This is a genomic window from Streptomyces sp. NPDC053427, from assembly GCF_044544985.1.
Classification (GTDB): Bacteria; Actinomycetota; Actinomycetes; order Streptomycetales; family Streptomycetaceae; genus Streptomyces.
Window position 1 is genome coordinate 235,358 of the sequence record NZ_JBITYA010000008.1, and the last position, 25,953, is coordinate 261,310.

At 71.5% G+C, this 25,953-nt stretch carries 17 protein-coding genes; 12 read left to right on the plus strand and 5 right to left on the minus strand.

Annotated elements, in window-relative coordinates; translation table 11 throughout:
- The first annotated feature begins 228 nt into the window (after positions 1 to 228).
- The 3 genes from ACIGWZ_RS23525 (at position 229) to ACIGWZ_RS23535 (ending at position 7,307) form a co-directional block, all read left to right on the plus strand.
- Positions 229 to 960 (plus strand): VIT1/CCC1 transporter family protein, encoded by a 732-nt coding sequence (locus tag ACIGWZ_RS23525; protein ID WP_400068044.1) that lies wholly within the window; start codon positions 229 to 231, stop codon positions 958 to 960.
- A 292-nt stretch (positions 961 to 1,252) separates the two neighbouring features.
- On the plus strand, positions 1,253 to 5,854 hold the full coding sequence (gene gltB, locus ACIGWZ_RS23530) for a glutamate synthase large subunit (RefSeq protein WP_400067651.1): 4,602 nt from the start codon (positions 1,253 to 1,255) through the stop codon (positions 5,852 to 5,854).
- The gene (locus tag ACIGWZ_RS23535) at positions 5,847 to 7,307 is read left to right on the plus strand and encodes a glutamate synthase subunit beta (protein WP_400067653.1); all 1,461 of its coding nucleotides are present in this window, start codon (positions 5,847 to 5,849) and stop codon (positions 7,305 to 7,307) included. Before gltB ends, ACIGWZ_RS23535 begins: the two co-directional genes overlap by 8 nt.
- A 104-nt stretch (positions 7,308 to 7,411) precedes the next feature.
- On the opposite strand, the gene ACIGWZ_RS23540 is transcribed toward ACIGWZ_RS23535, so the two are convergent.
- Positions 7,412 to 7,972, minus strand: a complete 561-nt coding sequence (locus ACIGWZ_RS23540) for a hypothetical protein (RefSeq protein ID WP_400067655.1) — start codon at positions 7,970 to 7,972, stop codon at positions 7,412 to 7,414.
- A gap of 81 nt (positions 7,973 to 8,053) precedes the next feature.
- Between ACIGWZ_RS23540 and ACIGWZ_RS23545 the strand changes: the two genes are divergently transcribed.
- Positions 8,054 to 8,815, plus strand: a complete 762-nt coding sequence (locus ACIGWZ_RS23545; RefSeq protein WP_400068046.1) for an ArsR/SmtB family transcription factor — start codon at positions 8,054 to 8,056, stop codon at positions 8,813 to 8,815.
- 26 nt (positions 8,816 to 8,841) lie between these two features.
- Here the strand turns inward: ACIGWZ_RS23545 and ACIGWZ_RS23550 are convergent, their stop codons facing one another.
- Positions 8,842 to 9,315: a PPOX class F420-dependent oxidoreductase gene (locus ACIGWZ_RS23550; RefSeq protein WP_400067657.1), complete on the minus strand. Its 474-nt coding sequence runs from the start codon at positions 9,313 to 9,315 to the stop codon at positions 8,842 to 8,844.
- 64 nt (positions 9,316 to 9,379) lie between these two features.
- Positions 9,380 to 9,862 (minus strand): hypothetical protein, encoded by a 483-nt coding sequence (locus ACIGWZ_RS23555; protein WP_400067659.1) that lies wholly within the window; start codon positions 9,860 to 9,862, stop codon positions 9,380 to 9,382.
- A gap of 126 nt (positions 9,863 to 9,988) precedes the next feature.
- Between ACIGWZ_RS23555 and ACIGWZ_RS23560 the strand changes: the two genes are divergently transcribed.
- Together ACIGWZ_RS23560 and ACIGWZ_RS23565 are read left to right on the plus strand one after the other, a co-directional pair.
- The gene (locus tag ACIGWZ_RS23560) at positions 9,989 to 10,723 is read left to right on the plus strand and encodes an MBL fold metallo-hydrolase (protein WP_400067661.1); all 735 of its coding nucleotides are present in this window, start codon (positions 9,989 to 9,991) and stop codon (positions 10,721 to 10,723) included.
- A 278-nt stretch (positions 10,724 to 11,001) separates the two neighbouring features.
- Entirely contained in the window at positions 11,002 to 11,697 is a 696-nt protein-coding gene (locus ACIGWZ_RS23565) for an alpha/beta fold hydrolase (RefSeq protein ID WP_400067662.1), read from the plus strand.
- Between the two features lie 31 nt (positions 11,698 to 11,728).
- Here ACIGWZ_RS23565 and ACIGWZ_RS23570 read toward each other — a convergent pair whose 3' ends face one another.
- The gene (locus tag ACIGWZ_RS23570; protein WP_400067664.1) at positions 11,729 to 12,628 is read right to left on the minus strand and encodes a hypothetical protein; all 900 of its coding nucleotides are present in this window, start codon (positions 12,626 to 12,628) and stop codon (positions 11,729 to 11,731) included.
- A 274-nt stretch (positions 12,629 to 12,902) separates the two neighbouring features.
- On the opposite strand from ACIGWZ_RS23570, the gene ACIGWZ_RS23575 reads away from it, so the two are divergent.
- The 6 genes from ACIGWZ_RS23575 (at position 12,903) to ACIGWZ_RS23600 (ending at position 23,891) form a co-directional block, all read left to right on the plus strand.
- On the plus strand, positions 12,903 to 13,715 hold the full coding sequence (locus tag ACIGWZ_RS23575; protein ID WP_400067666.1) for a S1 family peptidase: 813 nt from the start codon (positions 12,903 to 12,905) through the stop codon (positions 13,713 to 13,715).
- Between the two features lie 178 nt (positions 13,716 to 13,893).
- Positions 13,894 to 16,971 (plus strand): endo-alpha-N-acetylgalactosaminidase family protein, encoded by a 3,078-nt coding sequence (locus tag ACIGWZ_RS23580; protein ID WP_400067668.1) that lies wholly within the window; start codon positions 13,894 to 13,896, stop codon positions 16,969 to 16,971.
- Positions 16,972 to 17,197: 226 nt separating this feature from the next.
- On the plus strand, positions 17,198 to 18,013 hold the full coding sequence (locus ACIGWZ_RS23585) for a helix-turn-helix domain-containing protein (RefSeq protein WP_400067671.1): 816 nt from the start codon (positions 17,198 to 17,200) through the stop codon (positions 18,011 to 18,013).
- A gap of 70 nt (positions 18,014 to 18,083) precedes the next feature.
- Entirely contained in the window at positions 18,084 to 20,663 is a 2,580-nt protein-coding gene (gene pepN / locus ACIGWZ_RS23590) for an aminopeptidase N (protein ID WP_400067673.1), read from the plus strand.
- A gap of 370 nt (positions 20,664 to 21,033) precedes the next feature.
- On the plus strand, positions 21,034 to 22,464 hold the full coding sequence (locus ACIGWZ_RS23595) for a pyridoxal phosphate-dependent decarboxylase family protein (RefSeq protein WP_400067675.1): 1,431 nt from the start codon (positions 21,034 to 21,036) through the stop codon (positions 22,462 to 22,464).
- Complete coding sequence (locus ACIGWZ_RS23600; RefSeq protein WP_400067677.1) at positions 22,461 to 23,891, plus strand: lysine N(6)-hydroxylase/L-ornithine N(5)-oxygenase family protein; 1,431 nt, start codon at positions 22,461 to 22,463, stop codon at positions 23,889 to 23,891. The genes ACIGWZ_RS23595 and ACIGWZ_RS23600 overlap by 4 nt, the downstream gene beginning before the upstream one ends.
- A gap of 57 nt (positions 23,892 to 23,948) precedes the next feature.
- Here ACIGWZ_RS23600 and ACIGWZ_RS23605 read toward each other — a convergent pair whose 3' ends face one another.
- The gene (locus ACIGWZ_RS23605) at positions 23,949 to 25,769 is read right to left on the minus strand and encodes a bifunctional metallophosphatase/5'-nucleotidase (protein ID WP_400067678.1); all 1,821 of its coding nucleotides are present in this window, start codon (positions 25,767 to 25,769) and stop codon (positions 23,949 to 23,951) included.
- Between the last annotated feature and the right edge of the window lie 184 nt (positions 25,770 to 25,953).

Here is a 25,953-nt window from a genome sequence, read left to right on the forward strand (position 1 = left end):
CGCGAGGGGCCGCCTCTCTTGCCCCGGGCGGCGAGGTCACCCGGTCGACGGCGCCTCCTGACGGTGCATCAGTATCTTGTTTTCGGGAAAACCGCAGGTCAGCGCGGTAAGTTCGGCCTTCCTTGCTAGCGGCGGAGGGTGATGAGTGCGTAACTTCGAGGTGTTGCAGGGGGAAGCGCCGCCATCGGCCCACACCTCGTGGAAGGGAGAGGTCCCTACATGTCCGTCATGGAGATCATGGACAGCGCGGCGCCGACGCATGTCGCGCACCGTGACAACCACACCCACCGCGATGTCAACGGCGGCTGGCTGCGCCCCGCCGTCTTCGGCGCGATGGACGGCCTGGTCTCGAACCTCGCCCTGATGACCGGTGTCGCCGGCGGCGCCCTGTCGCAGCAGACGATCGTCATCACCGGCCTCGCGGGCCTGGCCGCCGGCGCCTTCTCGATGGCCGCCGGGGAGTACACCTCGGTCGCCTCGCAGCGGGAGCTGGTCCTGGCCGAGCTGGACATCGAGCGGGCCGAGCTGCGCAAGCACCCCCATGACGAGCTCCAGGAGCTGGCGGCGCTGTACGAGTCCCGGGGCGTCGAGCCGAAGCTCGCCCGGCAGGTGGCCGAGCAGCTCTCCCGGGATCCCGAGCAGGCGCTGGAAATTCACGCTCGCGAAGAATTGGGAATTGACCCGTCCGACCTTCCTTCTCCCGCCGTTGCGGCCATTTCTTCCTTCGGATCGTTTGCTTTGGGCGCGCTTTTGCCCGTGCTTCCGTATCTTCTGGGAGCTTCGGCCCTGTGGCCGGCGGTGGCTCTCGCGCTGCTGGGACTCTTCGCCTGTGGGGCGGTCGTGGCGCGGGTGACGGCGCGTTCGTGGTGGTTCAGCGGATTGCGCCAACTGGCCCTGGGTGGTGCCGCCGCCGGTGTGACGTACGTCCTGGGATCGCTGTTCGGAACCGTCGTAGGGTGACGCCCGGCGCGGGGGCCTCGCATAATTAACGTGTTACCCAGCGGTTTCGGTTTGTTGACGGCCGGGCATAAGGCCCAGGCGTCGCGGGCAATGTCGCTCGCCGGACGCCGCTTTACGGGATGGCGGAGTGTCCGCCCGTGTCCTTGATCCACCGCAGTGCGCGGTGTCCGTATGTTGGAAGGCACTATCCGCTTTTCGAGAAGCGGGCCATCCTGTAACCTGCACGAAATTTCGCGGAGGGCCAACGTCGTCCCTCGGCAATGCCTATGCCACGACGACGTTGGGAGAGCCGATGCGTTCCGCGTCCACGCACTCCGCGACCACCGGCAGCGCTCGCGCCGCCTGGTCGCCCATGGACGGGCGCCCCGCCCAGCAGGGGATGTACGACCCTCGCAATGAGCACGACGCCTGCGGCGTCGGCTTTGTGGCCACCCTCACCGGCGAGGCCAGCCACGCGTTGGTCGAGCAGGCGCTCACCGTCCTGACGAACCTGGAGCACCGCGGTGCCACGGGCTCCGAGCCCGACTCCGGCGACGGCGCCGGCATCCTGCTCCAGGTCCCGGACGCGTTTTTGCGCGAGGAAGCCACCTTCGAGCTCCCCGAGGCCGGCGCCTACGCCGTCGGTATCGCCTTCCTGCCGTCCGAGGCCCGCGATGCGGCCGACGCCGTCTCGCGCATCGAGACGATGGCCGTCGAAGAGGGCCTGACCGTCCTCGGCTGGCGCATCGTCCCCGTCGCCCCGCAGCTGCTGGGCAACGGCGCCCGCGCCACCATGCCGGCCTTCTCCCAGCTCTTCGTCGCCGACGGCCGCAGCACCGGCCTGGCGCTGGACCGCAAGGCCTTCGCGCTGCGCAAGCGCGCCGAGCGCGAGGCGGGGGTCTACTTCCCCTCCCTCTCCTCCCGGACGATCGTCTACAAGGGCATGCTGACCACCGGCCAGCTCGAGCCCTTCTTCCCGGACCTCTCCGACCGCCGCTTCGCCACCGCCATCGCGCTGGTCCACTCGCGGTTCTCCACCAACACCTTCCCGAGCTGGCCGCTCGCCCACCCGTACCGCTTCGTCGCGCACAACGGCGAGATCAACACGGTCAAGGGCAACCGCAACTGGATGCGCGCCCGCGAGTCCCAGCTCGCCTCGAAGCTGTTCGGCAGCGAGGACCTGGAGCGGATCTTCCCGGTCTGCACGCCGGACGCCTCCGACTCCGCCTCCTTCGACGAGGTCCTGGAACTGCTCCACCTCGGCGGCCGCTCGCTGCCGCACTCCGTGCTGATGATGGTCCCCGAGGCGTGGGAGAACTCCCCCTCCATGGACCCGGCCCGGCGCGCCTTCTACCAGTACCACTCCACGATGATGGAGCCCTGGGACGGCCCGGCCTGTGTCACCTTCACCGACGGCACCCAGGTCGGCGCGGTCCTCGACCGCAACGGTCTGCGCCCCGGCCGCTACTGGGTCACCGACGACGGCCTGGTCGTGCTCTCCTCCGAGGTCGGCGTCCTCGACATCGACCCCGCCAAGGTCGTCCGCAAGGGCCGCCTCCAGCCCGGCCGGATGTTCCTCGTCGACACCGCCGAGCACCGCATCATCGAGGACGACGAGATCAAGGCGCAGCTCGCCGCCGAGCACCCGTACCAGGACTGGCTGGACTCCGGCCTGATCGACCTGGCGGACCTGCCCGAGCGCGAGCACATCGTGCACACCCACGCCTCGGTCACCCGCCGCCAGCAGACCTTCGGCTACACCGAGGAAGAGCTGCGCGTCATCCTCGCCCCGATGGCCAAGGCCGGCGCCGAGCCGATCGGCTCGATGGGCACCGACTCGCCGATCGCCGCGCTCTCCGAGCGCCCCCGGCTGCTCTTCGACTACTTCACCCAGCTCTTCGCGCAGGTCACCAACCCGCCGCTGGACGCCATCCGCGAGGAACTGGTCACCTCGCTGATCTCCTCGCTCGGCCCGCAGGGCAACCTCCTGGAGCCGACCGCGGCCTCCTGCCGCAGCGTGACCCTGCCCTTCCCGGTCATCGACAACGACGAGCTGGCCAAGCTCGTCCACATCAACGCCGACGGCGACATGCCCGGCATGAAGGCCGTGACCCTCTCCGGTCTCTACCGGGTCTCCGGCGGCGGCGAGTCGCTGGCCGCCCGGATCGAGGAGATCTGCGCCGAGGCGGACGCCGCCATCGACGACGGCGCCCGGCTGATCGTGCTCTCCGACCGGCACTCCGACGCCGAGCACGCGCCGATCCCGTCGCTGCTGCTGACCGCCGCGGTCCACCACCACCTCATCGCCACCAAGGAGCGCACCCAGGTCGGTCTGCTCGTCGAGGCCGGCGATGTGCGCGAGGTGCACCACGTCGCGCTGCTCATCGGCTTCGGCGCCGCGGCCGTCAACCCGTACCTGGCGATGGAGTCCGTCGAGGACCTCGTCCGCGCCGGCACCTTCCTGCCCGGCGTGGAGACCGAGACGGCCATCAAGAACCTGATCAAGGCGCTCGGCAAGGGCGTCCTGAAGGTCATGTCCAAGATGGGCATCTCCACCGTCGCCTCCTACCGCGGCGCGCAGGTCTTCGAGGCCGTCGGCCTGGACGAGGAATTCGTCGCCACGTACTTCCAGGGCACCGCCACCAAGATCGGCGGCGCGGGCCTGGACGTCATCGCCAAGGAGGTCGCAGCGAGGCACGCCAAGGCCTACCCGGCCTCCGGCATCGCCGCCACGCACCGCGCGCTGGAGATCGGCGGCGAGTACCAGTGGCGCCGCGAGGGCGAGCCGCACCTCTTCGACCCGGACACCGTCTTCCGGCTCCAGCACTCCACCCGCTCGCGCCGCTACGACATCTTCAAGCAGTACACCGAGCGGGTGAACGAGCAGTCCGAGCGCCTGATGACGCTGCGCGGCCTGTTCGGCTTCAAGTCCGACCGCCCCTCGATCCCCCTCGACGAGGTCGAGCCGGCGTCCGAGATCGTCAAGCGCTTCTCCACCGGCGCCATGTCGTACGGCTCCATCTCCAAGGAGGCGCACGAGACCCTTGCCATCGCCATGAACCAGCTGGGCGGCAAGTCCAACACCGGTGAGGGCGGCGAGGACCCCGACCGTCTCTACGACCCGGCGCGCCGCTCGTCCATCAAGCAGGTCGCCTCCGGCCGCTTCGGTGTGACGTCCGAGTACCTGGTCAACTCCGACGACATCCAGATCAAGATGGCCCAGGGCGCCAAGCCCGGCGAGGGCGGCCAGCTGCCCGGCCACAAGGTCTACCCGTGGGTCGCCAAGACGCGTCACTCGACGCCGGGCGTCGGGCTCATCTCGCCGCCGCCGCACCACGACATCTACTCCATCGAGGACCTGGCTCAGCTGATCCACGACCTCAAGAACGCCAACCCGGCCGCCCGCATCCACGTGAAGCTGGTCTCCGAGGTCGGCGTCGGCACGGTCGCCGCGGGCGTCTCCAAGGCGCACGCGGACGTGGTCCTGATCTCCGGCCACGACGGCGGTACGGGCGCCTCCCCGCTCACCTCCCTCAAGCACGCGGGCGGCCCCTGGGAGCTGGGCCTGGCCGAGACCCAGCAGACGCTGCTGCTCAACGGCCTGCGCGACCGCATCGTCGTGCAGACCGACGGCCAGCTCAAGACCGGCCGTGACGTCGTCATCGCCGCCCTGCTGGGCGCCGAGGAGTACGGCTTCGCCACCGCCCCGCTGGTCGTCTCCGGCTGCGTCATGATGCGCGTGTGCCACCTGGACACCTGCCCGGTCGGCATCGCCACCCAGAACCCCACGCTGCGCGAGCGCTTCAGCGGCAAGGCCGAGTACGTCGTCAACTTCTTCCAGTTCATCGCCGAAGAGGTCCGCGAACTCCTCGCCGAGCTGGGCTTCCGCAGCCTGGACGAGGCCGTCGGCCACGCCGAGATCCTCAACACCACCAAGGCCGTCACGCACTGGAAGGCGCAGGGTCTGGACCTCGCCCCGCTGCTGCACGTCCCCGAGCTGCCCGAGGGCGCCGTCCGGCACCAGGTCACCGTCCAGGACCACGGCCTGGAGAAGGCGCTGGACAACGAGCTGATCGAACTCGCCGCCGACGCGCTCGCCGCGGACAGCGCCGAGGCCGCGCAGCCGGTCCGGGCCCAGATCGCGATCCGGAACATCAACCGGACCGTCGGCACCATGCTCGGCCACCAGGTGACCAAGAAGTTCGGCGGCGCGGGACTGCCCGACGACACCATCGACATCACCTTCACCGGCTCGGCCGGCCAGTCCTTCGGCGCGTTCCTGCCGCGCGGCGTCACGCTGCGCCTGGAGGGCGACGCCAACGACTACGTCGGCAAGGGCCTCTCCGGCGGCCGGGTCGTGGTCCGCCCGGACCGCGGCGCCGACCACCTCGCCGAGTACTCCACCATCGCCGGCAACACCCTCGCCTACGGCGCCACCGGCGGCGAGCTGTTCCTGCGCGGCCGGGTCGGCGAGCGGTTCTGCGTCCGCAACTCCGGTGCCACGGTGGTCTCCGAGGGCGTCGGCGACCACGGCTGCGAGTACATGACCGGCGGCCACGCCGTCGTCCTGGGCGAGACCGGCCGCAACTTCGCGGCGGGCATGTCCGGCGGCATCGCCTATGTCATCGACCTCGACCCGGCCAACGTCAACCGCGAACTGGCCGACGCGGTCACCGCGCTGGACGACACCGACAAGCAGTGGCTGCACGACGTCGTGCGCCGCCACCAGGAGGAGACCGGCTCCACCGTCGCCGCGAAGCTCCTCGCCGACTGGGACGCGGCCGCCGCCCGCTTCAGCAAGGTCGTCCCGGCCACTTTCCAGGCAGTGCTCGCCGCCAAGGACGCCGCCGAGCGAGCCGGACTCTCCGAGTCCGAGACCCACGAGAAGATGATGGAGGCGGCGACCAATGGCTGACCCCAAGGGCTTCCTGACCCACGAGCGCGAGATCGCCAAGACCCGCCCCGTCGAGGAGCGCGTCAAGGACTGGAACGAGGTCTACCAGCCCGGCTCCCTGCTGCCGATCATCAGCAAGCAGGCGTCGCGCTGCATGGACTGCGGTATCCCGTTCTGCCACAACGGCTGTCCGCTGGGAAACCTCATCCCCGAGTGGAACGACTACGCCTACCGCGAGGACTGGACCGAGGCCAGCGAGCGGCTGCACGCGACCAACAACTTCCCGGAGTTCACCGGTCGCCTCTGCCCCGCGCCCTGTGAGGCCGCCTGTGTGCTGGGCATCAACCAGCCGCCGGTGACCATCAAGAACGTCGAGGTCTCCATCATCGACAAGGCGTGGGACAACGGCGACGTCACCCCGCAGCCGCCCGAGCGCCTCTCCGGCAAGACCGTCGCCGTCATCGGCTCGGGCCCCGCGGGCCTGGCCGCCGCCCAGCAGCTGACCCGGGCCGGCCACACCGTCGCCGTCTACGAGCGCGCGGACCGTATCGGCGGTCTTCTCCGCTACGGCATCCCCGAGTTCAAGATGGAGAAGCGCCACATCAACCGCCGCATCGAGCAGATGCGCGCGGAGGGCACCAAGTTCCGTACGGAGGTGGAGATCGGCCGGGACCTCGACGCCAAGAAGCTGCGCAAGCGCTACGACGCCGTCGTCATCGCCGCCGGTGCCACCACCTCCCGCGACCTTCCCGTCCCCGGTCGCGAGCTGAACGGCATCCACTTCGCGATGGAGTACCTGCCGCTCGCCAACAAGGTGCAGGAGGGCGACCTGACCGTCGCCCCGATCACCGCCGAGGGCAAGCACGTCGTCGTCATCGGCGGCGGCGACACCGGCGCGGACTGCGTGGGCACCGCCCACCGCCAGGGCGCGGCCTCCGTCACCCAGCTGGAGATCATGCCCAAGCCGGGGGAGGAGCGCAGCGAGGGCCAGCCCTGGCCGACCTTCCCGATGCTCTACAAGGTCACCTCCGCGCACGAGGAGGGCGGCGAGCGGGTCTACTCCGTCTCCACCACCCACTTCGAGGGCGACGAGGACGGCAACGTCCAGTTCCTGCACCTGATCGAGGTGGAGTTCAAGGACGGCAAGCTGGAGCAGAAGCCGGGCACCGAGCGCAAGATCCCGGCCCAGCTGGTCACCCTCGCGATGGGCTTCACCGGCACCGACCAGGAAAACGGCCTGGTCGAGCAGTTCGGCCTGGAGCTGGACGCGCGCGGCAATGTCGCCCGCGACGCGGACTTCGCCACCAACGTCCCCGGCGTGTACGTCGCCGGCGACGCGGGCCGCGGCCAGTCGCTGATCGTGTGGGCCATCGCCGAGGGCCGCTCCGCGGCCAAGGGCGTGGACCGCTTCCTCACCGGAGTCAGCGCCCTGCCGGCTCCCATCAAGCCGACGGACCGTTCACTGACCGTGTGACGACCGTCCCCCCGATGTCCCGTACAACGTCGTACGGAACAACTGCGCGGCGCCTGCTTCCTTCCCCGACCGGAAGGCAGGCGCCGCGCGTCGTCGGGGCTTCGTCACCCCCCGGGGAACCGGCGGCCCAGCTCCCGCGCCATCTCCCACGCGGGCGCCGGCACCGCACGCGGCGCCGGGGTGCCCGGCGGGCGGAAGTCGTGCACCGGCGGGCACCAGGCCGACAGATCGATACGGCCGTCGCCCAGCGGCAGCACCCACCGGGGATCGGCGTGCACCCGCAGCACCTGCGCCTCCATCTGCGTCCAGGCCCCCTCGCACACCCTCAGCTCACCGACCCGGCGCGCCTCCAGCTGCACCGGGCAGTTCAGCAGCCGCGGCGGCCGAACCAGTTCCGACGGCTCGGTCCAGGGCGCGTCCGGCGGACCGGTCCCCACGCCCACGCCCTCCTCGGCCCCGCTGCCCGCCTGCGGCAGGTTGAAGACCACGTCCGGGCGCACCGCCAGATTGCGCGCGGTACGCCCGCGGGCCGGCAGCGATACGCACACCACCGGGCCGAGCTCCCACCGGATCCGCAGCGTCACCAGCGCAAACGTCCCGTCTTCGTTCTCCGTGGACAGCAGCGCCGGCGCGACGGAACCGCTCTCCTCCCGCACGCCGTTCATGTCCCGAGGATAGAAGCCGGACGATTCGGTGCTCACCGAAGTGTGATGAGAGCTTACTCTCTGCACATGAGCCCTCTGCACATGAACCGATGGGATGCCGACCATGAAAGCGCCGCGGAAACCCCCGATGTGGCGGCCCTGGCGCAACTGCTCGCGGACCGCACCCGCGTCGCCATCTGCATGGCCCTGCTGGACGGCGGCACCTGGACCGCGAGCGAGCTGGCCGAATACGCGGCGGTGGCCCCCTCCACCGCCACCGAACACCTCAACCTCCTGGTCTCCGGCGGCCTGTTGACCCAGCAACGGCAGGGCCGGCGGCGCTGTGTACGGCTCGCCGGACCGGACACCGCCGAAACCCTGGAGACCCTGGCCGGCCTCGCCCCCTACCGCCAGGTCCCGATCCGCTCCCTCGCCGAGGCCAACCACCGCAGGGCCCTGCACCACGCCCGGACCTGCTACGACCACATCGCGGGCGCCCTGGGCGTGGCGATCGCCGACGCCATGACCGAACGCGGCCTGCTGGCAAGGGACGACGGCCCGGTGCTGACCGGCGCCGGCGCCCGCTGGCTGACCGCCCTCGGCATCCCCGACACCGGCCCCTCCGTCGCCCATCGGGCCCACGTCCGCACCTGCCTGGACTGGACGGTGCGCCGCCGGCACCTCTCCGGCGCGGTCGGCGCCGCCCTCTACCGGCACGCCGTGGACCACGCATGGATCGTCAAGGCCCCCGCCACCCGCATCCTCACCGTCACCGACGCGGGCCGCGCGGCCTTCCGCGACCAACTCGCCCTGCCCGACGAGGCGCTCTCGCCCTCCCCGGCGCTCGCCCCGCCCCGCTCCTGACCGCCTGCCGTCGCCGTCCGGCCCGGCTATGCGTCGTCCTCCGCGAGCCGGGCCGGGAAACCGCCCGTGGCGATGGGCCCCCACCGCAGCGGAGTGACGCGGATCAGCGACTTGCCCTGCTTGCGCATCGCCGCCCGGTACTCGTCCCAGTCCGGATGCTCACCGGCGATGTTGCGGTAGTACTCCACCAACGGCTCGACCGAGTCCGGCGCATCGATCACCTCGGCCTCCCCGTCGATCTGCACCCACGGCCCGTTCCACTCGTCGCTCAGCACGATGACGCTGACCGACGACACCCGCCGGGCGTTGCGGACCTTGGCGCGCTCCGGGTACGTCGACATCACCAGCCGCCCGGAGTCGTCCACCCCGCAGGTCAGCGGCGAGCCCTGCGGGGTGCCGTCGGAGCGGCGGGTGAGCAGGATCGCACGGTGGCGGGGGCGGACGAACTCCAGCAGTCCGGGCAGTTCGACACGGGTGTTGGAGGCAAGGGAAGGACTCATACGGGCGAGCCTAGGCCGTGAAGCGCACTCCAAGGTGAATCCCCGTGCCGAGGTGCCGGCCCGCTCACCCGGCCGCCAACTCCTTGCCGGTGGCCGCGTCCACCACCTTGCGCCCGTCCAGCGCCCGGTCCAGCTTCAGCTTCACCTTGTCGGTGGCCAGCATCTCCGTGCACATGCCCTTGGCGCTCTTCTTCTTGCCCCAGCCGGTGACCACCACCAGCCCCTTCGCCTCGTACTTCCGCGCGCCGAAGCGGACGTCGCAGGCGCTGTGCCCGACGGTCACGGTGATCTCCCGTGCTCCGCCGCTTTTGGGGCGCTCCGCGGACACCAGCGGCAGCACCGCCTCGTGCCGGCCCTTGACCGGCGAGACCTTCGGCCAGTCCCGCACTATCTGGTCCGCCCGCGTCTCGAACGCGTCCCGCTTCTTCGGCGGGTCGGCCGCCACCCGCTGGGTTTCCTTGCCGCAGCCGGTCAGCGCGACGGCAGCGGCCGCCGCCGTCGCGAGCACGGCGGCGAGCGTACGGCGTGGGGTGATCGTTCCTCGCATGACATGCCTCCTCGGGTCACGTATGTGACGTGGCAGGCGGGAGCCGGGTTCCGTCAGCCGTGCGCGCAATCCGCCCACGGCGCAAACGGGGCCGCGGGCGGCGGCCCGGTCGCTAGCGTCCCCGCCATGGACGCACTCCGCGAAATCGCCCCGCACATCTGGCAACTCCCCTTCCCCGTAGGACATGTGTACGTCGTCGCCCTCCCCGATGGCGGCTACGCACTGGTCGACACGGGCGTCCCCGGATCCGCCCCCGCCGTCCTCGGCGCCCTGGCCCGCCTCGGCGGCCGCCCGCACGACCTCCGGCAGATCGTGCTCACCCACTCCCACCTGGACCACACCGGCTCGGCCGCCGACCTGGTGGCCGCCACCGGAGCCCGCGTCCTGGCCGGCGCGCTGGATGCCCCGTACATCCGCGGCACCGCCCCCGAACCCCCGCCCGCCCTCACCCCCGCGGAACGCCCCCTGCACGACGGGATCACGGCACAGTTCGCCGCCGCCCAGGTCCCGCCCCCGTCCCCGGTCCAGGTGGACACCGAACTCCACGACGGCGACACCCTGCCCGACTGGCCCGGACCGGTCCACGTCCTGCACGTACCCGGCCACACCCCCGGCAGCATCGCCCTGCACCTTCCCCGAAGCCGCCTGCTCTTCCCCGGCGACATCATCGGCACCGACCCGGAGGGCCGACGGGCGGTCCTGGGCCCGTTCAACGTCGACCGGGAGACGGCCGTCGCCTCGTTCCGCCGACTGGCCGCCCTGGAGGACGTCGACACGGTGTGCGTCGCGCACGGGGAGCCGGTCCTCGGCGGGGCGCGGGCGGTGCTGGGGGCGGCGACGCCGCAGCGGGACTGGACATGAGCGAGCGGCGCCGCGAGGCGGGGCGGGCGCCGATGCGCAAGCGACGGGGACGGTGCGCGCCCTCACCCCGACGCGCGCGCCACCACATGGAACGCGCCCAGCCGTCGCGCGGGACACCCCGGCGCGGCGGGCAACGGCCGCACCGGTCGAGGGCGTTGGAAGGGCCCGGGGGCCGACTGCATCGGTCAGGCCGCCCGGCATCCTCGCACAGGGGTTCTTGCGCCCGGCGGCGGGCCTCGGGCACCGGCCGACTCCCCTTGCACGGATATCCTCGGCGCATGCAGTTGCACACTCAGGAGTGGGGTACCGGCGACCGGACCGCGGCGCTGGTGCACGGAATGATGTCGGACCACCGCACCTGGCGCCGGGTCGGCCCGGCCCTCGCGGACCTCGGCTACCGCGTCATCGCCGTCGATCTGCGCGGCCACGGCCGCAGCCCGCGCGGCGACTACGGCGCGGAGCTGTTCGCCGAGGACCTGGTGGACACCCTCCCGGCCGGCGCGGAACTGGCCATCGGGCACTCGCTGGGCGGGCTCGCGTTGTCCCTGGCGGCGGAGCGGCTGCGGCCGCAGCGCGCGGTCTACAGCGACCCGGCCTGGTCGCTCGGCGGCACCGGACAGGTCGTGGACCCGGCCGTCTTCCTGACCTTCAAACGTGCCACCCGCGAGTCGGTTCGCAGCTTCAACCCCCGCTGGGACGACGCCGATGTCGACCTCGAACTCGACACGGTCGCCGCCTGGGACTCCGGCACCGCCCTCGCCCTCTCCGGCGCCCATCTGATCGACCGCACACCCGAGCGCCCGGTCGTCCCGTCCCTCGTGCAGATCGCGGGGAACGGCTTCCTCTTCACCGAGGAAGCCGCCAAGGAACTGCGCACCCGGGGCTTCGAGGTCCGTACGGTCCCGGGCGCGGGCCACACCATTCACCGCGACGACTTCGAGGGGTTCATGGCGGGGCTGGCCGGCTGGCTCTAGGGCCGCCCGCCCGCCCGCTGCCGGCGCCCCCTCACGTATCGCACTCCAGCAGCGTCCTGCACAACCCGCACCGCGCCTGGAGCCGGCCGCGCACCGGGAGGCGGATGCGCTGGTGGCAGGCGGGGCAGGGGAAGGACACCCGCAGCGGGGCGGGGCCCTCGAAGAGGTAGCCGTCGGGGGAGACGCGGGCCGGGCCGGAACGGTCGGCGGTCCGGGCCAGATGGCGGTCCCTGGCGTAGCGGAGGCGGGCGATCCGGCCCGCGGCGGCCAGGGGCGGGCGGCGGGCGTCCTGGCGGGCCCGCGCCGCGCCCGCGGTGTAGGCGTCGTACGCCTGCGGGCTGGTGAACCACGGCGCGGGGTCCTCGCCGAAGAACTGCGCCCGCCCGGCGAGGACATAGCCGAACTCCTCCGGCGTCAGATAGCCGAGCTTCTGCGAGAACGGGCCGTGCTCGCGGTAGGCGTCCAGCAGCAGCCAGCCCGCGCCGAGGTAGGTGGCGGCGGTGTCGGTGAGGATCTCGTTGTCGCGGGTGCCGGGGAAGGAGAGATCGAGGCGGTGCAGGGCGACATGCGTCACCTCGTGGGCGAGGGCGGCGCCGATGTCCTTGCGGTGCGTCTTGAAACGCTCGTTGAGTTCGATGAAGTACTCGGGTCCGGCGGTGAGTTCGACGTTCGCGGCGTGCTCCATCTCGCGGAAGGAGACGACGGCCCGGGCGTCGGGCAGATGGAACTGGCGGACCATGGCGCGGGCCACCCGTTGCGCTCCCAGGTGGATGTCCTCGGCATCGTCGAAGGCGACATCGACCGGCAGCACGCTGGTGTCGAAGGTGCTGACGGTGTCGTACGAAAGGCGCTTGAACAGCGCCGTGACGGCCGACCGCACCGTGTCGAGATGCGGGAATCCGTGCGTGATCTCGCTGCCGCCCGTTGCCATCCGGCCACTGTACGGGCGGCCGCGTTCGTCCGGTATGGGCCGTACGTGCCATGCGCAGTACGGGAGTTGGCCGGTACATGGCCGGATGCGCACTCTTGTCCTCTGATCCCTCTCTCCACATAATCACAGGGCGCTTTACGGACTCATCCCCACTGGGTCCGGACGCCTTGCGGCGTGCTGCCTTCTTCCGCGTTCCTGCGCGGCGGCCACGTCCGGCTCCGGTGGTCGGCATGGGCTCGTCACTGACGTGCAACCCCCCACGAAAGGAAGCCCGTTGCGCACCCACCTGAAGCACCTCAAGAGAGCCACCGCCGTCGGCGCGGTCGCCCTCGCCGCCTTCAGCCTCCAGCCCGGCTCCGCCTCCGCCTCCGCGGCCCCCACGCCCAAGCCGAGCGACAGCCACACCAAGGTCGTCGGCGGCACCAAGGCCGACCAGGGCGAATTCCCCTTCATGGTCCGCCTGTCGATGGGCTGCGGCGGCGCCCTCTACACCAAGAACATCGTGCTCACCGCCGCGCACTGCGTCGACGGCAGCGGCCCCAACACCTCCATCACCGCCACCGCCGGCGTGGTCGACCTGGAGGACTCGAAGGCGATCACGGCCAAGTCCACCGAGGTCCTCCAGGCCCCCGGCTACGACGGCAAGGGCAAGGACTGGGCCCTCATCAAGCTCGACAAGGCGATCGACCTGCCGACCCTGAAGATCGCCGAGGACGACAAGCTCAACAACGGCGACTTCGAGATAGCCGGCTGGGGCGCCGACAAGGAAGGCGGCGACCAGCAGCGCTACCTCCTCAAGGCGACCGTCCCCTTCGTCGACGACGCCACCTGCCAGAAGGCCTACGGCGACCAGCTCACACCCGGCGACGAGATCTGCGCCGGCAAGCTGGACACCGGCGGCATCGACACCTGCCAGGGCGACTCCGGCGGCCCGATGTTCCGCAAGGACGACGCCGGAGAGTGGCTCCAGGTCGGCATCGTCTCCTGGGGCGAGGGCTGCGCACGGCCCGGCAAGCCCGGTGTCTACAGCGAGGTGAGCACCTTCGCCAAGGACATCAAGGCGGGCGCCGACAAGCTCGGCGGCTGACCGCACGCACCGTCGCAGGGCCCGGGGACGGTCGCTCCCCGGGCCCTGTGCCGTGCCGTCGGCGCCCGCCGCCCGTTAGTCCAACACCTGTCCCCCCTTTGTCCATAGGCGCCCGCCGCTCCCGCACAGCACGCTGTCCCGCGACAGAACAGTGCAGGTGCGAAGGAGGACGGCGCGCGTGAACGGACAGCCAGGACCCAGCCGCAGAAAGGTCGTCGCCGCGACCGCGCTCGCCGGAGCCGCCACCGCCCTCCCGCCCCTCGCACCCGCCGCCGCGGCCGCCGCCACGGAGCCCCGCCCCGCCGGCGCCGTACTGCGCTCCGACGCACTGGACGTACGCGTCGACACCGCCTTCCCCCGCATCGTCTCCTACACCGACCGCGGCACCGGCCACGTCCTGCACGGCCAGGAGACCCCCGTCACCCAGGTCCTCGTCGACGGCACCGCCCACACCCCCCAGGTCACCCACCGCGCCCACGCCGACCGCGCCGCCTACACCCTGACCTTCGACGGCGGCACCCGGATCACCGTCGACATAGCCGTCGACGGATGGCAAACCACCTGGCGGGTCACCGGCATCGCCGACACCCCGGCGCTGCGCGTCGGCACCCTCCAGATCCCCGGCCTCGCCCTGCTGAGCGTACGCAGCGACCAGCCCGCCGCCGCCCTGCTGGCCGCCCGGATCGACCTGGACAAGGCCAAGAGCGGCGACACCCTGATCGACGTCACCCCCGGCACACCCGTCGAGGCCTCGCCCACCGGCTGCGCATACGCCGTCGTCGCCACCGGCCAACTGGCCGCGGCCCTCGAGACCAACACCGTCGCCGACCGGCCGACCGCCGCCACCACCTGGGAAAACGGCCGACTGTGGCGGCAGACGCTCCAGGGCGACGGCTTCGTCAAGGCACAGCTGACCCCCGGCCAGTGGACCTGCCGGGCGGCCGGAGCGCCCCTGGACGCCACCGAACCGCTCCCGTACGCCACCGTCATCGTCACCCGCGACCGCAACGGCGACGGACACGCCGACTGGCAGGACGCCGCCATCGCGCTGCGCGACATCATGGTGATGCCACTGGGCGCCGACGAACAGCATCTGCGCGTCGTCCCGCACATCCCCTTCAACTTCGCCAGCCAGGCCACCAACCCGTTCCTGGCCACCCTCGACAACGTCAAGCGGATCGCGCTGGCCACCGACGGGCTGCGCCAGTTCACCCTCCTCAAGGGCTACCAGTCCGAAGGCCATGACTCCGCGCACCCCGACTACGGCGGCAACTACAACAAGCGGGCCGGCGGCCTCGCCGACCTCAACACCCTCCTCCGGGCCGGCAAGAAGTGGAACAGCGACTTCGCCGTGCACGTCAACGCCACCGAGTCCTACCCGGTCGCCCACGCCTTCTCCGAGACCCTCGTCGACAAGAACGACGAGCAGTGGGACTGGCTCGACCAGTCCTACCGCATCGACGCCCGCCGCGACCTGCTCTCCGGCGACATCGCCCGCCGCTTCGCGCAGCTGCGCAAGGAGACCGACCCGGCGCTGAACACCGTCTACCTCGACGTCTTCCGCGAGTCCGGCTGGAACTCCGACCGCCTCCAGCGCCATCTGCGCGACCAGGGCTGGGAGATCGCCAGCGAATGGGGCCACGGCCTGGAACGCTCGTCCCTGTGGTCGCACTGGGCGACGGAGACGGACTACGGCCCCGACACCTCCCGCGGCATCAACTCCCGGCTGATCCGCTTCCTGCGCAACCACCACAAGGACGTCTTCGCCGACAAGTGGCCCACCCTCCTCGGCGCCGCCCGGATGGGCAACTTCGAGGGCTGGACCGGCAAGACCGACTGGACCGCCTTCCACGCCCTCATCTGGACCGACGCCCTGCCCGCCAAATACCTCCAGGCCTACCCGATCAACACCTGGGGCGCGCACGAGATCACCTTCGAGGGCCCCACCAGGACCTCCGTGAGCGACGCCGACGGAACCCGGAAGATCACCACGGACGGCCGGCTGGTCTACGACGACGGGACCTACCTGCTGCCCTGGGAGCCCCGCCGGGCCACCGACCCCGACAAGCTCTACCACTACAACTCCCGTGGCGGCACCACGAGTTGGCGCCTTCCCCGCGGCTGGTCCGGCGCCGGCACCGTCCACGCCTACCGGCTCACCGACCAGGGCCGTACACACGAGACCCGCATCCCCGTCAGCGGCGGCCGGATCACCCTCACCGCCGAGGCCGGCGTGGCCTACGTCGTCCACCTCAGCCAGGCCCCCGCACCGGCCGACCCCCGCTGGGGCGAGGGCACGCCACTGACCGACCCCGGCTTCCACTCCGGAACCCTGGACGCCTGGCAGGTCACCGGCCCGGCCTCCGTCGAACGGAGCGAACGGGGCGATCACGAGCTGGTCATCGGCGCGGGCCCGGCCGCCACCGTCGCCCAGAAACTCACCCGGCTCGCCCCCGGCGACTACGCCGCCTCCGTACAGCTCGAGGTCGGCGCCACCGCGGGGGAGCGGCGCCGGGCCGCCCTGGAGGTCCGTACCGCCGACGGCTTCACCGCCGCCAACTGGACCGACACCTCCACCGCCGCCAACCACGTCGCCGCCGACCCCAAATCCGGCACCCGCTTCCAGCGCCTGTTCACCCGCTTCACCGTCCCCGAGGGCGGCGGCCCGGTCACCCTCGCCCTGACCGCGGCGGCGGGCGAGGCCCGCGTCCGCTTCGACAACGTACGCGTCGTACCCGCCGTGCCCACCGCCAGGAAAGGCGCCCTGATATACGAGGACTTCGAGCACGTCCCCCAGGGCTGGGGCCCCTTCGTCAAGGGCGACGCGGGCGGCATCACCGACCCGCGCACCCATATCGCCCAGCGGCACGCCCCGTTCACCCGCCGCGGCTGGAACGGCAAAGCCGTCGACGACGTCATCGACGGCGGCGAATCCCTCAAATCCCGCGGCGAGAACACCGGCCTGGTCTACCGCACCGTCCCGGGCACCGTCCGCTTCACCGCCGGCCGCCGCTACCGGATCGCCTTCCGCTACGAGAACGAAAAAGCCGGCCAGTACGCCTGGATCACCGCCGTCGACGCCCCCACGGCCCGCGAGCTGAGCCGCACCCCGCTGCCCGCCGCCACCCGGCCCACCACCCACACCTACGAGTTCACCGCGCCCGGCGACGGCGACGCATGGGTGGGGCTGCGCAAGACCGGGGACGACGGCAAGGCGGAGTTCGTCCTGGACTCCTTCGAGGTACGGCAGCTCTGACGAACCGCCCGCGGATCCCGACCGGGCGCCCCGCTCCCGCCCCCACCCGGAGCGGGGCGCCCCCGGCTCCCACGGCCCGCGTATTTACACCGATGCGGTCACGGACGAAGATCGACCTTGCTCGAAAGGAGCGGAACGCAGAGCTACGCACGACGGGAGGCCGGGCGTCTACCACACCTGGACGCGGTACTTCACCCCGAGCCCGGTCCACCACCGGCTCGGTCTGGTGTGCCTGGGCGTCGGACTCCAGCACGGCGCACTGCCCACGGTCGGCCCGCGCACCCTCGACCACCACGTCGCCGTCGTCATCAGCGCGGGCCGCGGCTGGTGCACCGCCCCGGACGGGCGCCGCCGCCAGATCACCGCCCCCGCCCTCCTCTGGATCATCCCGGGCGTGCCGCACCACTACGCCGCCGACCCCGGCACCGGCTGGGACGAGAGCTTCGTCGACTTCACCGGCTCCGCCACCGACACCTACACCGAACTCGGCTACATCGAACCGGACCGCCCTGTCGTCCCCCTCGCCGACACCGCCCCCGCCCGCGCCACCATCGGCAAGATCGCCCGCGCCGCCCGGCGCGGCAACCCCCTGCTGGAGGTGGAGACGTCGGCCGCCGTGCACGAACTCCTGGTCGTCCTGCGCCGCGCCCGCGCCGACACCGACGCCGACGGCGACCCCGTCCTGCAGACCCTGGCCCGCGACGCCTTCCTCCCCCTCTCGGTCGCCGAACACGCCGCCCGGCACGGCATGACCCCGGCCGCCCTGCGCACCGCCGTACGCCGCGGCGCCGGCTGCAGCCCCAAGGACTACCTCCTCGGCATCCGGCTCGGCCGGGCCAAGGAACTCCTGATCGCCACCGAACTCCCGGTCGCCGCCATCGCCCGCCGCGTCGGCTACGACGACCCGGCCTACTTCAGCCGCCTGTTCACCCGCCGGGTCGGCACCGCCCCCGTACGCTTCCGCGACCGCCAGGCCCACAGCGTCCCGGGCGGCTGGTCCACCCAGATCCCCGACCCCGACGACCCCCCGCTGGTCGGCTGACCGCCGGCACCGAGCCCCCGCCTCCCCAACACCCGTGCGCCGCCCGACACACGGGTGGCAGCATGAAGCCATGCCCGCACTGCAGCGCGACGAGGCGCAGACCCGAGCCCGGCTCATCGACGTCCACCGCTACGACATCGAACTCGATCTCACCCAAGGCGAGGAGCACTTCGGCTCCCGTACGGTCATCCACTTCAGCGCACGCGAACCCGGCGACACCTTCGTCGAGATCAGGCCCGCCGAGCTGCACACCGCCACCCTCGACGGCCACCGGATCGACCCCGCCACCCTCGACGCCAACCGCCTCCCCCTCAACGGCCTGACCGCGGGCGACCACGAACTCCGCCTCGACGCCACCATGCGCTACTCCCGCACCGGCGAAGGCATGCACCGCTTCACCGACCCCGCCGACGGCGAGGCCTACGTCTACACCCAGCTGTTCATGGAGGACGTCCAGCGGGTCTTCGGCGCCTTCGACCAGCCCGACCTCAAGGCCGTCTTCGCGCTGACCCTCACGGCCCCCGAAGCCTGGACCGTCCTGGCCAACGGCATCACCGAGCACCTGGGGCAGGGCCGGTGGCAAGCCGCCCCCACCCCCCTGATCTCCACCTACCTCGTCGCTGTCGCCGCCGGCCCCTGGCACTCCGTGCACACCGAACACGCCGGACTGCCCTTCGGCATCCACTGCCGCCGCTCCCTGGCCCCGCACCTCGACGCCGACGCCGAGGAAATCCTCGACATCACCCGCCGCTGCTACGACCGCTACCACCAGATCTTCGACGAGCCCTACCCGTTCGACTCCTACGACCAGGCATTCGTCCCCGAATTCAACGCCGGCGCCATGGAGAACCCCGGCCTGGTCACCTTCCGCGACGAATTCATCTACCGCTCCGCCGTCACCGACACCGAACGCCAGACCCGCGGCATGGTCATCGCCCACGAAATGGCCCATATGTGGTTCGGCGACCTCGTCACCCTCCAATGGTGGGACGACATCTGGCTCAACGAATCCTTCGCCGAATACATGGGATACCAGGTCCTTTCCGAGGCCACCCGCTTCACCGAAACCTGGACCGACTTCGCCGTCACCCGCAAGAGCTGGGGCTACGACGCCGACCAACGCCCCTCCACCCACCCCGTCGCCCCCGCCCCCGCCGACGTCCCCGACACCGCCTCCGCCCTCCTCAACTTCGACGGCATCTCCTACGCCAAGGGCGCCTCCGCGCTGCGCCAACTCGTCGCCTGGATGGGCGAGAAGGACTTCCTCGCAGGCATCAACGACCACTTCGCCCGGCACCGCTTCGCCAACGCCACCCTCGCCGACTTCATCGACTCCCTCGCCCGCGCCACCGACCGCGACGTCCACACCTGGGCCGAAAGCTGGCTGCGCACCACCGGAGTCGACACCCTCACCCCCGAAGTGACCGGCGACGACACCTCCTGGCGGCTCACCGTCCACCACACCGGCAGCGAACCGCTCTTCCTCGACCACCCCCACCGCCCGGCCCGGGAACAGGCCGGCGGCAGCCGCCCGCACCGCATCACCATCGGCTGCTACGACCACGCCCCGGACGGATCGCACCGCCTCGTCCTGCGCGACCGCATCGACACCGACCTGCCGCCCACCGGCGCCACCGGCCTCGTCGCCCCCGGCCCCCGCCCCGACCTCGTCCTCCTCAACGACGGCGACCTCACCTACGCCAAGGTCCGCCTCGACCCCGCCTCCTGGGACACCGCCCTGCGCGCACTGTCCGGCCTGCCCGACGCGCTCACCCGCGCCGTCGTCTGGAACGCCGCCCGCGACATGGTCCGCGACGGCGAACTCACCCCCACCGCCTACCTGGACGCCGCCCGCGCCCACCTCCCGCACGAGGACGACCTCGCCCTCGTCCAGGGCGTCCTCGCCTTCGCCCGCACCCAGATCGCCGACCGCTACCTCCCCCCGTCCGAACGCCGCACCGCCCTGGCCACCCTCACCGCCCTCGCCCACGACATCCTGCGCCGCACCGAAGGCCCCGACCGCGCCACCGCCACCGGCCTGCGCCTGACCGCCGTACGCGCCTTCATCGACAGCGCCACCACCCCCGAAACCCTCCAGGAGTGGCTCGACGACGGCAGCGTCCCCGGCGGCCCCGACCTCGACCCCGAACTGCGCTGGCGCATCCTCGGCCGGCTCGCCACCCTCGGCACCGCACCCCTGGCCGACCTGCGCGAGGCCATCGACGCCGAACTCGCCCGCGACCCCAGCGCCACCGGCCGGCAGGGCGCCGCCCGCTGCCGCGCCGCCCTCCCCGACCCCGCCGCCAAACAAGCCGCCTGGGACGCCCTGTTCACCACCGACGACCGAGCGGCCCTCTCCAACTACCTCTTCACCGCCACCGCCACCGGCTTCTGGGCCCCCGAACAGCACGACCTGCTCCGCCCCTACGTCGCCCGCTACTTCGCCGACGCCCCCGCCCTCGCCGCCCACCGCGGCCCCGCCCTCGCCGAAGCCGCCGGCCGCTACGCCTTCCCCACCACCTTCATCGAGGAAGACACCCTCCGCCTCGGCGAAACCTGCCTCACCGACGCCGACCCCACCCCCGCCCTTCGCCGCAAGCTCATCGACCAACTCGACGACCTGCGCCGCGCACTGCGCGTACGGGGCTGACCGTCACCCGGTGCCGCCTGCGGAAGCGCATCCCTCCGCAGGCGGCAAACGGACATACGGCAAACGGAAGCCGACGCCCGCCAGGACGCACCCCCCGGCCGGTACGCCGCCTTCCACCGGGGCTCAACCGGCCGGACGCACCACCTCACGCAGGCGCACCGTCCCCGCCGTCGACCTCGACGCCCAGCACAGGACCCGCCGCACCCGCGGTCTCCCCACCGCCGCCACACCGGACAACTACGGCCGGATGTACCACGTTCGGGTGGTACCAACACAAGATATGGATACGCAGCGTGCAGGGAAAGTAACTTAGGGCGGCCTTGGTCCCCAGCGGACCACACCCGAACTTCCCCTGAAAAAGAGCGCATTGATGCCCGTGCCTCCTGCCGGGACCGCCCTCGCAGGCGGCACCAACGGCCCCCGCGCACTCCGCCCCCTCCTCGACACCGTCCTCGACGCCCTCACCACCGGCGCCGAACACCGCGCCGGCCCCCTCCCGGCCGGCGGACCCGACGCCGTCGCCCACGCCGTACGCACCGCCTGCCACCCCCTCCTCCCCGAACACGGCACCGGCGCCCACCACGCCCTGCGCACCCTGGTCCACACCCTCGCCGCCGGCGCCGCCGACCCCGCCGACCCGCACTGCGCCGCCCACCTGCACTGCCCCCCGCTGGCCCTGGCCACCGCCGCCGACCTCGCCGCCGGCGCCCTCAACCCCTCCATGGACTCCTGGGACCAGGCCCCCGCCGCCTCCGAACTCGAGGCCCTCACCTGCCGCGCCCTCGGCGCCCTCGTCTACCCCCGGGCCACCACCCCCGACGCCCTCGTCACCACCGGCGGCACCGAATCCAACCAACTCGCCGTCCTCCTCGCCCGCGAGGCCGCCCCCTACGGCTCCGCCACCGAAGCCCACGGCACCCACACCCCCCTCCAGATCATCTGCGGCGCCAACGCCCACCACTCCCTCCACCGCGCCGCCTGGCTCCTCGGCCTCCCCGAACCCCTCACCCTCCCCACCCCCGACGGCATCCTCACCCCCGACACCGTCCACACCTGCCTGGCCACCCTCACCGGACGCACCGGCCCCCTACTCCTCGTCGCCACCGCCGGCACCACCGACTCCGGCGCCATCGACCCCCTCCCCGCCCTCGCCGACCTCGCCGAGCAACACGGCGCCCGCTTCCACATCGACGCCTCCTACGCCGGCCCCCTCCTCTTCAGCACCACCCACCACACCGCCCTCCACGGCCTCGACCGCGCCCACACCGTCACCCTCGACCTGCACAAACTCGGCTGGCAGCCGGTCGCCGCCGGCCTCCTCGCCGTCCCCGGCCCCGCCACCCTCACCCCCCTCGCCCACCAGGCCGACTACCTCAACGCCGACGACGACACCGAAGCCGGCCTGCCCGACCTCCTCGGCCGCTCACTGCGCACCACCCGCCGCCCCGACATCCTCAAGATCGCCGTCACCCTCAAAGCCCTCGGCCGCACCGGCCTCGGCGACCTCGTCGACCGCACCCTCGCCGCCGCCCGGACCCTCGCCGACCTCATCGACGCCCACCCCCGCTACGAACTCCACTCCCGCCCCACCCTCTCCACCGTCCTCTTCCGCCCCATCGGCGCCGACCACACCACCCTCGCCACCATCCGCCGCACCCTCCTCACCGACGGACACGCCGTCCTCGGCCGCGCCACCACCCCCACCGGCCTCTGGCTCAAAGCAACCCTCCTCAACCCCCACACCCAACCCGGAGACCTCACCACCCTCCTCGCACTCGTGGAAGGCCACACCCCCCGATGACCCCTCCCGACACCACCGGCCCGGACGCCACCGGCCCCGACACCCCCCTCGACCTCGCCGGCATCGGCATCGGCCCCTTCAACCTCTCCCTCGCCGCCCTCGCCCACCCCCTCACCCACCTCAGCACCGCCTTCTACGACCAACGCCCCGCCTTCCACTGGCACCCCGGCCTCCTCATCGACGGCGCCACCCTCCAAGTCCCCTTCCTCGCCGACCTCGTCACCCTCACCGACCCCACCAGCCCCTGGACCTTCCTCAACTACCTCCGCAGCCGCGAACGCCTCTACCCCTTCTACTTCGCCGAGAAATTCCACATCCACCGCGCCGAATACGACGCCTACTGCCGCTGGGTCAGCGAAAACCTCACCGGACTCCACTTCGGCCACCAGATCGACGCCGTCCGCTGGAACCCCGAACGCGCACTCTTCGAAATCGACTTCACCCAGCTCGACCCCGACGGCGAAGCCCACGCCCTCGGCCGCACCCACGCCCGCAACCTCGCCCTCGGCATCGGCACCACCCCCCACATCCCCGAACCCCTACGCCCCCTCGCCGACGCCCCCGCCGTCCCCGTCATCCACTCCGCCGACTACCTCGACCACCGCGAACGCCTCCTGGCCGCCGACCACATCACCGTCATCGGCGCCGGCCAGTCGGGCGCCGAAATCTTCCTCGACCTGCTCCGCACCCGCCCCACCGGCCGCGAAGGCCTCCACTGGCTCGCCCGCACCCCCGCCTTCGCCCCCATGGAATACAGCAAACTCGGCCTCGAACACTTCACCCCCGACTACACCCGCTACTTCCACGCCCTCACCGAACCCGTACGCGACGCACTCGTCCCCGACCAATGGCAACTCCACAAGGGCATCGACCACGACACCCTCGCCGCCATCCACGACGAGCTCTACCGCCGCACCCTCCACGGCGGCTGGCCCGACACCACCCTCACCCCAGGCATCTCCGTACGCACCGCAGGCCGCGTCGGCACCACCAAGATCGAACTCCACCTCGACCACACCCAGCAAGGCACCCGCTCAAGCCTCACCACCGACGCCGTCATCCTCGCCACCGGCTACCGCGAACGCCGCCTCGACACCATCCTCGCCGCCCTCGACACCCACGTACGCCGCGACCGCTCCGGCCGCCCCCGCGTCGACGCCCACCACCGCCTCGTCCTCGACCCCTCCATCACCGGCGCGATCTACGTCCAGAACGCCGAAACCCACACCCACGGCGTCGGCACCCCCGACCTCGGCCTCGCCGCCTGGCGCAGCGCCACCATCCTCAACTCCCTCACCAACACCCCCACCTACCCCCTCCCCACCCGCACCGCCTTCACCACCTTCGGCCTCCAACAACCCCCGACCGGCCGCCTCGCCGGCAGCACCGTCCCCCGCCAGGGCTCCACCCTCGTCCCCCGCCACTGACCCCACAGAAAGGCGGCGGCGCCCACCGGCACCGCCGCCCCCCCCACACCCACCGACTCAGAACACCGGCACACCGTCCCGCGTCAGCCGCCACTCCACCGAAGCGAACACCGACGGATCGATCTCCTTCATCTCCTGCACCCACCCAATGATCAGATTCCGGATCTCGTCCGACGTCGACCACACCTGCCGCGCCCTCGCCACATGCGGAAACCCACCACCACCGTTCGCCCGATAGTTGTTCACCGCCAACACGAACTCCGCCGCATCCCCGACCGGCTCCCCACCGAACAGCACCTTCCCGACCCGCTGCCCCGCCGGCTTCGCAATATCAATCTCGTACGACACCCCACGCACCGCGTCATAGTTGTAATCCGGCGTCCCGTCCGCATTCGTGATCCTCGACGGATCCACCGGACCACCCGCCGCCGTCCGCACGTAATACCGCGCCGAAAACTCCAGATAATCCCGCAGCTGCGCACCCGTCAGCACCCGAGCCTCCAAGGTGTTGTCGAACGGATACAGCGCCGCCAGCGCACGGATCGTCACCTCCCCCTCCGGCACCTTCGCAGTCCGCGAAAAACACGACGCCTGCGACAACACCGGCAACGACGCGAACTCCGACCCGGCCAGCGCCTTACGCACCACCTCCGCCTGCACAAAGGAAATGAAGTCCAGGACCGGCGTGTCCTTCACCGGCGCCTCCGCCGCCGTCATCTCCGCCTTCGACCGCCCGATCACCCGGTTCACATACGCCACCACCTTCCGGTGCTCCGCCCGCAGCAAACCCGTGATCCGCGGATCCTCCGCCACCGCATTCGCATTCACCACCCGCGAACCGACCGACCCCACCTCCCAACGCCCCCGACGCCACTCCACCACCACATCGAAAAGCGTCAGCCGCTGCCCCCACTTCAGCGGCTCCGACAGCACCACCTCACGGCCGGTCTCCTTGTTCACCACCCGCCGCTCCGGCACCTCCACATGCGCATGCCCCACCAAAATCGCATCGATTCCCGGCACCTGCTCCGCCACCAGAGCCGCCGCATTCTCCACATACGGCAACTGATCCCCGTACGACGACGTACCGCTCATCCCCGAATGCGCCGCCACCAGCACCACATCCGCGCCCATCGACCGCAGCCTCGGCACCCACTTCGCCGCCTGCTCCACCAGCCCCGGAAACGCCAGCTTCCCCTGCACATGCGCCTTGTCCCACAGCGCAATCCCCGGATTCGTCAGCCCCAGCACCGCCACCTTCACCACCCGCCCGCGCGGTGAACGCAAACGCTTCATCACATACGGCCGGAACGCCGGCCGCAACGACTTCGCATCCACCGCATTCGCCCCCAGCAGCGGAAAATCACAGCTGTCCTCGAACTTCCGCAGCACCTCGAGGCCGTAATTGAACTCGTGATTCCCCAACGCCGCCGCGTCGTAGCCGATCGCATTCATCGCCCGCGCCATCGGATGCACCGGACCGTTCGGCCCGGTGATCGGATCCACCTTGGCGTAGTAATAGCCCAGCTGCGTGCCCTGAATGGTGTCGCCGGCATCGATCAGCAGCGTGTTGCGCCGGCCCCTCTGCTGCCGCACATCCGCCACCAGCGTCGAAATCTTCGCCAGCCCCACATCATTGTGATCCGCATCGTCGAACTCGGCGTCCGTGGCGTAGTCCCAGTTGAAGACATTGCCGTGCAGATCCGTCGTCCCCATGACCGTGAAGCCGTACCGCTCACCCCGGTGACCGACCCCGCCGCCACTCCGCTGCGGCACCCCCACGGCCTCCGCCGCCGACGCACCCACGGCTCCCGAGAGCGCCACGCCGGCCCCCGTCACCACGGAACTGCCCAAGAACTTCCTACGGTCGAACGACATGCCAACTCCCTTGAACGGACACACGGATGAACGCGGACGAACGCCCCCGGCTGCCGGGTGACGCGCGTAGATGACGCGCGAAGATTCTGGCGCAGCCACCCCTCCCACAACACCCCCCTCGCCCGCCCCAAAGCGATCACCCCGCCGACTCCACACCCCCGTGCGACCCTTCAACCCACCCCCA

What these genes read in the sequence shown, in the direction of transcription:
- ACIGWZ_RS23525 (WP_400068044.1), top strand. Translation starts at nt 229, where the DNA reads ATGGAGATCATGGACAGCGCGGCGCCGACGCATGTCGCGCACCGTGAC.
- gltB (WP_400067651.1), top strand. Translation starts at nt 1,253, where the DNA reads ATGCGTTCCGCGTCCACGCACTCCGCGACCACCGGCAGCGCTCGCGCC.
- ACIGWZ_RS23535 (WP_400067653.1), top strand. Translation starts at nt 5,847, where the DNA reads ATGGCTGACCCCAAGGGCTTCCTGACCCACGAGCGCGAGATCGCCAAG.
- ACIGWZ_RS23540 (WP_400067655.1), bottom strand. Translation starts at nt 7,972, where the DNA reads ATGAACGGCGTGCGGGAGGAGAGCGGTTCCGTCGCGCCGGCGCTGCTG.
- ACIGWZ_RS23545 (WP_400068046.1), top strand. Translation starts at nt 8,054, where the DNA reads ATGAACCGATGGGATGCCGACCATGAAAGCGCCGCGGAAACCCCCGAT.
- ACIGWZ_RS23550 (WP_400067657.1), bottom strand. Translation starts at nt 9,315, where the DNA reads ATGAGTCCTTCCCTTGCCTCCAACACCCGTGTCGAACTGCCCGGACTG.
- ACIGWZ_RS23555 (WP_400067659.1), bottom strand. Translation starts at nt 9,862, where the DNA reads ATGCGAGGAACGATCACCCCACGCCGTACGCTCGCCGCCGTGCTCGCG.
- ACIGWZ_RS23560 (WP_400067661.1), top strand. Translation starts at nt 9,989, where the DNA reads ATGGACGCACTCCGCGAAATCGCCCCGCACATCTGGCAACTCCCCTTC.
- ACIGWZ_RS23565 (WP_400067662.1), top strand. Translation starts at nt 11,002, where the DNA reads ATGCAGTTGCACACTCAGGAGTGGGGTACCGGCGACCGGACCGCGGCG.
- ACIGWZ_RS23570 (WP_400067664.1), bottom strand. Translation starts at nt 12,628, where the DNA reads ATGGCAACGGGCGGCAGCGAGATCACGCACGGATTCCCGCATCTCGAC.
- pepN (WP_400067673.1), top strand. Translation starts at nt 18,084, where the DNA reads ATGCCCGCACTGCAGCGCGACGAGGCGCAGACCCGAGCCCGGCTCATC.
- ACIGWZ_RS23595 (WP_400067675.1), top strand. Translation starts at nt 21,034, where the DNA reads ATGCCCGTGCCTCCTGCCGGGACCGCCCTCGCAGGCGGCACCAACGGC.
- ACIGWZ_RS23600 (WP_400067677.1), top strand. Translation starts at nt 22,461, where the DNA reads ATGACCCCTCCCGACACCACCGGCCCGGACGCCACCGGCCCCGACACC.
- ACIGWZ_RS23605 (WP_400067678.1), bottom strand. Translation starts at nt 25,769, where the DNA reads ATGTCGTTCGACCGTAGGAAGTTCTTGGGCAGTTCCGTGGTGACGGGG.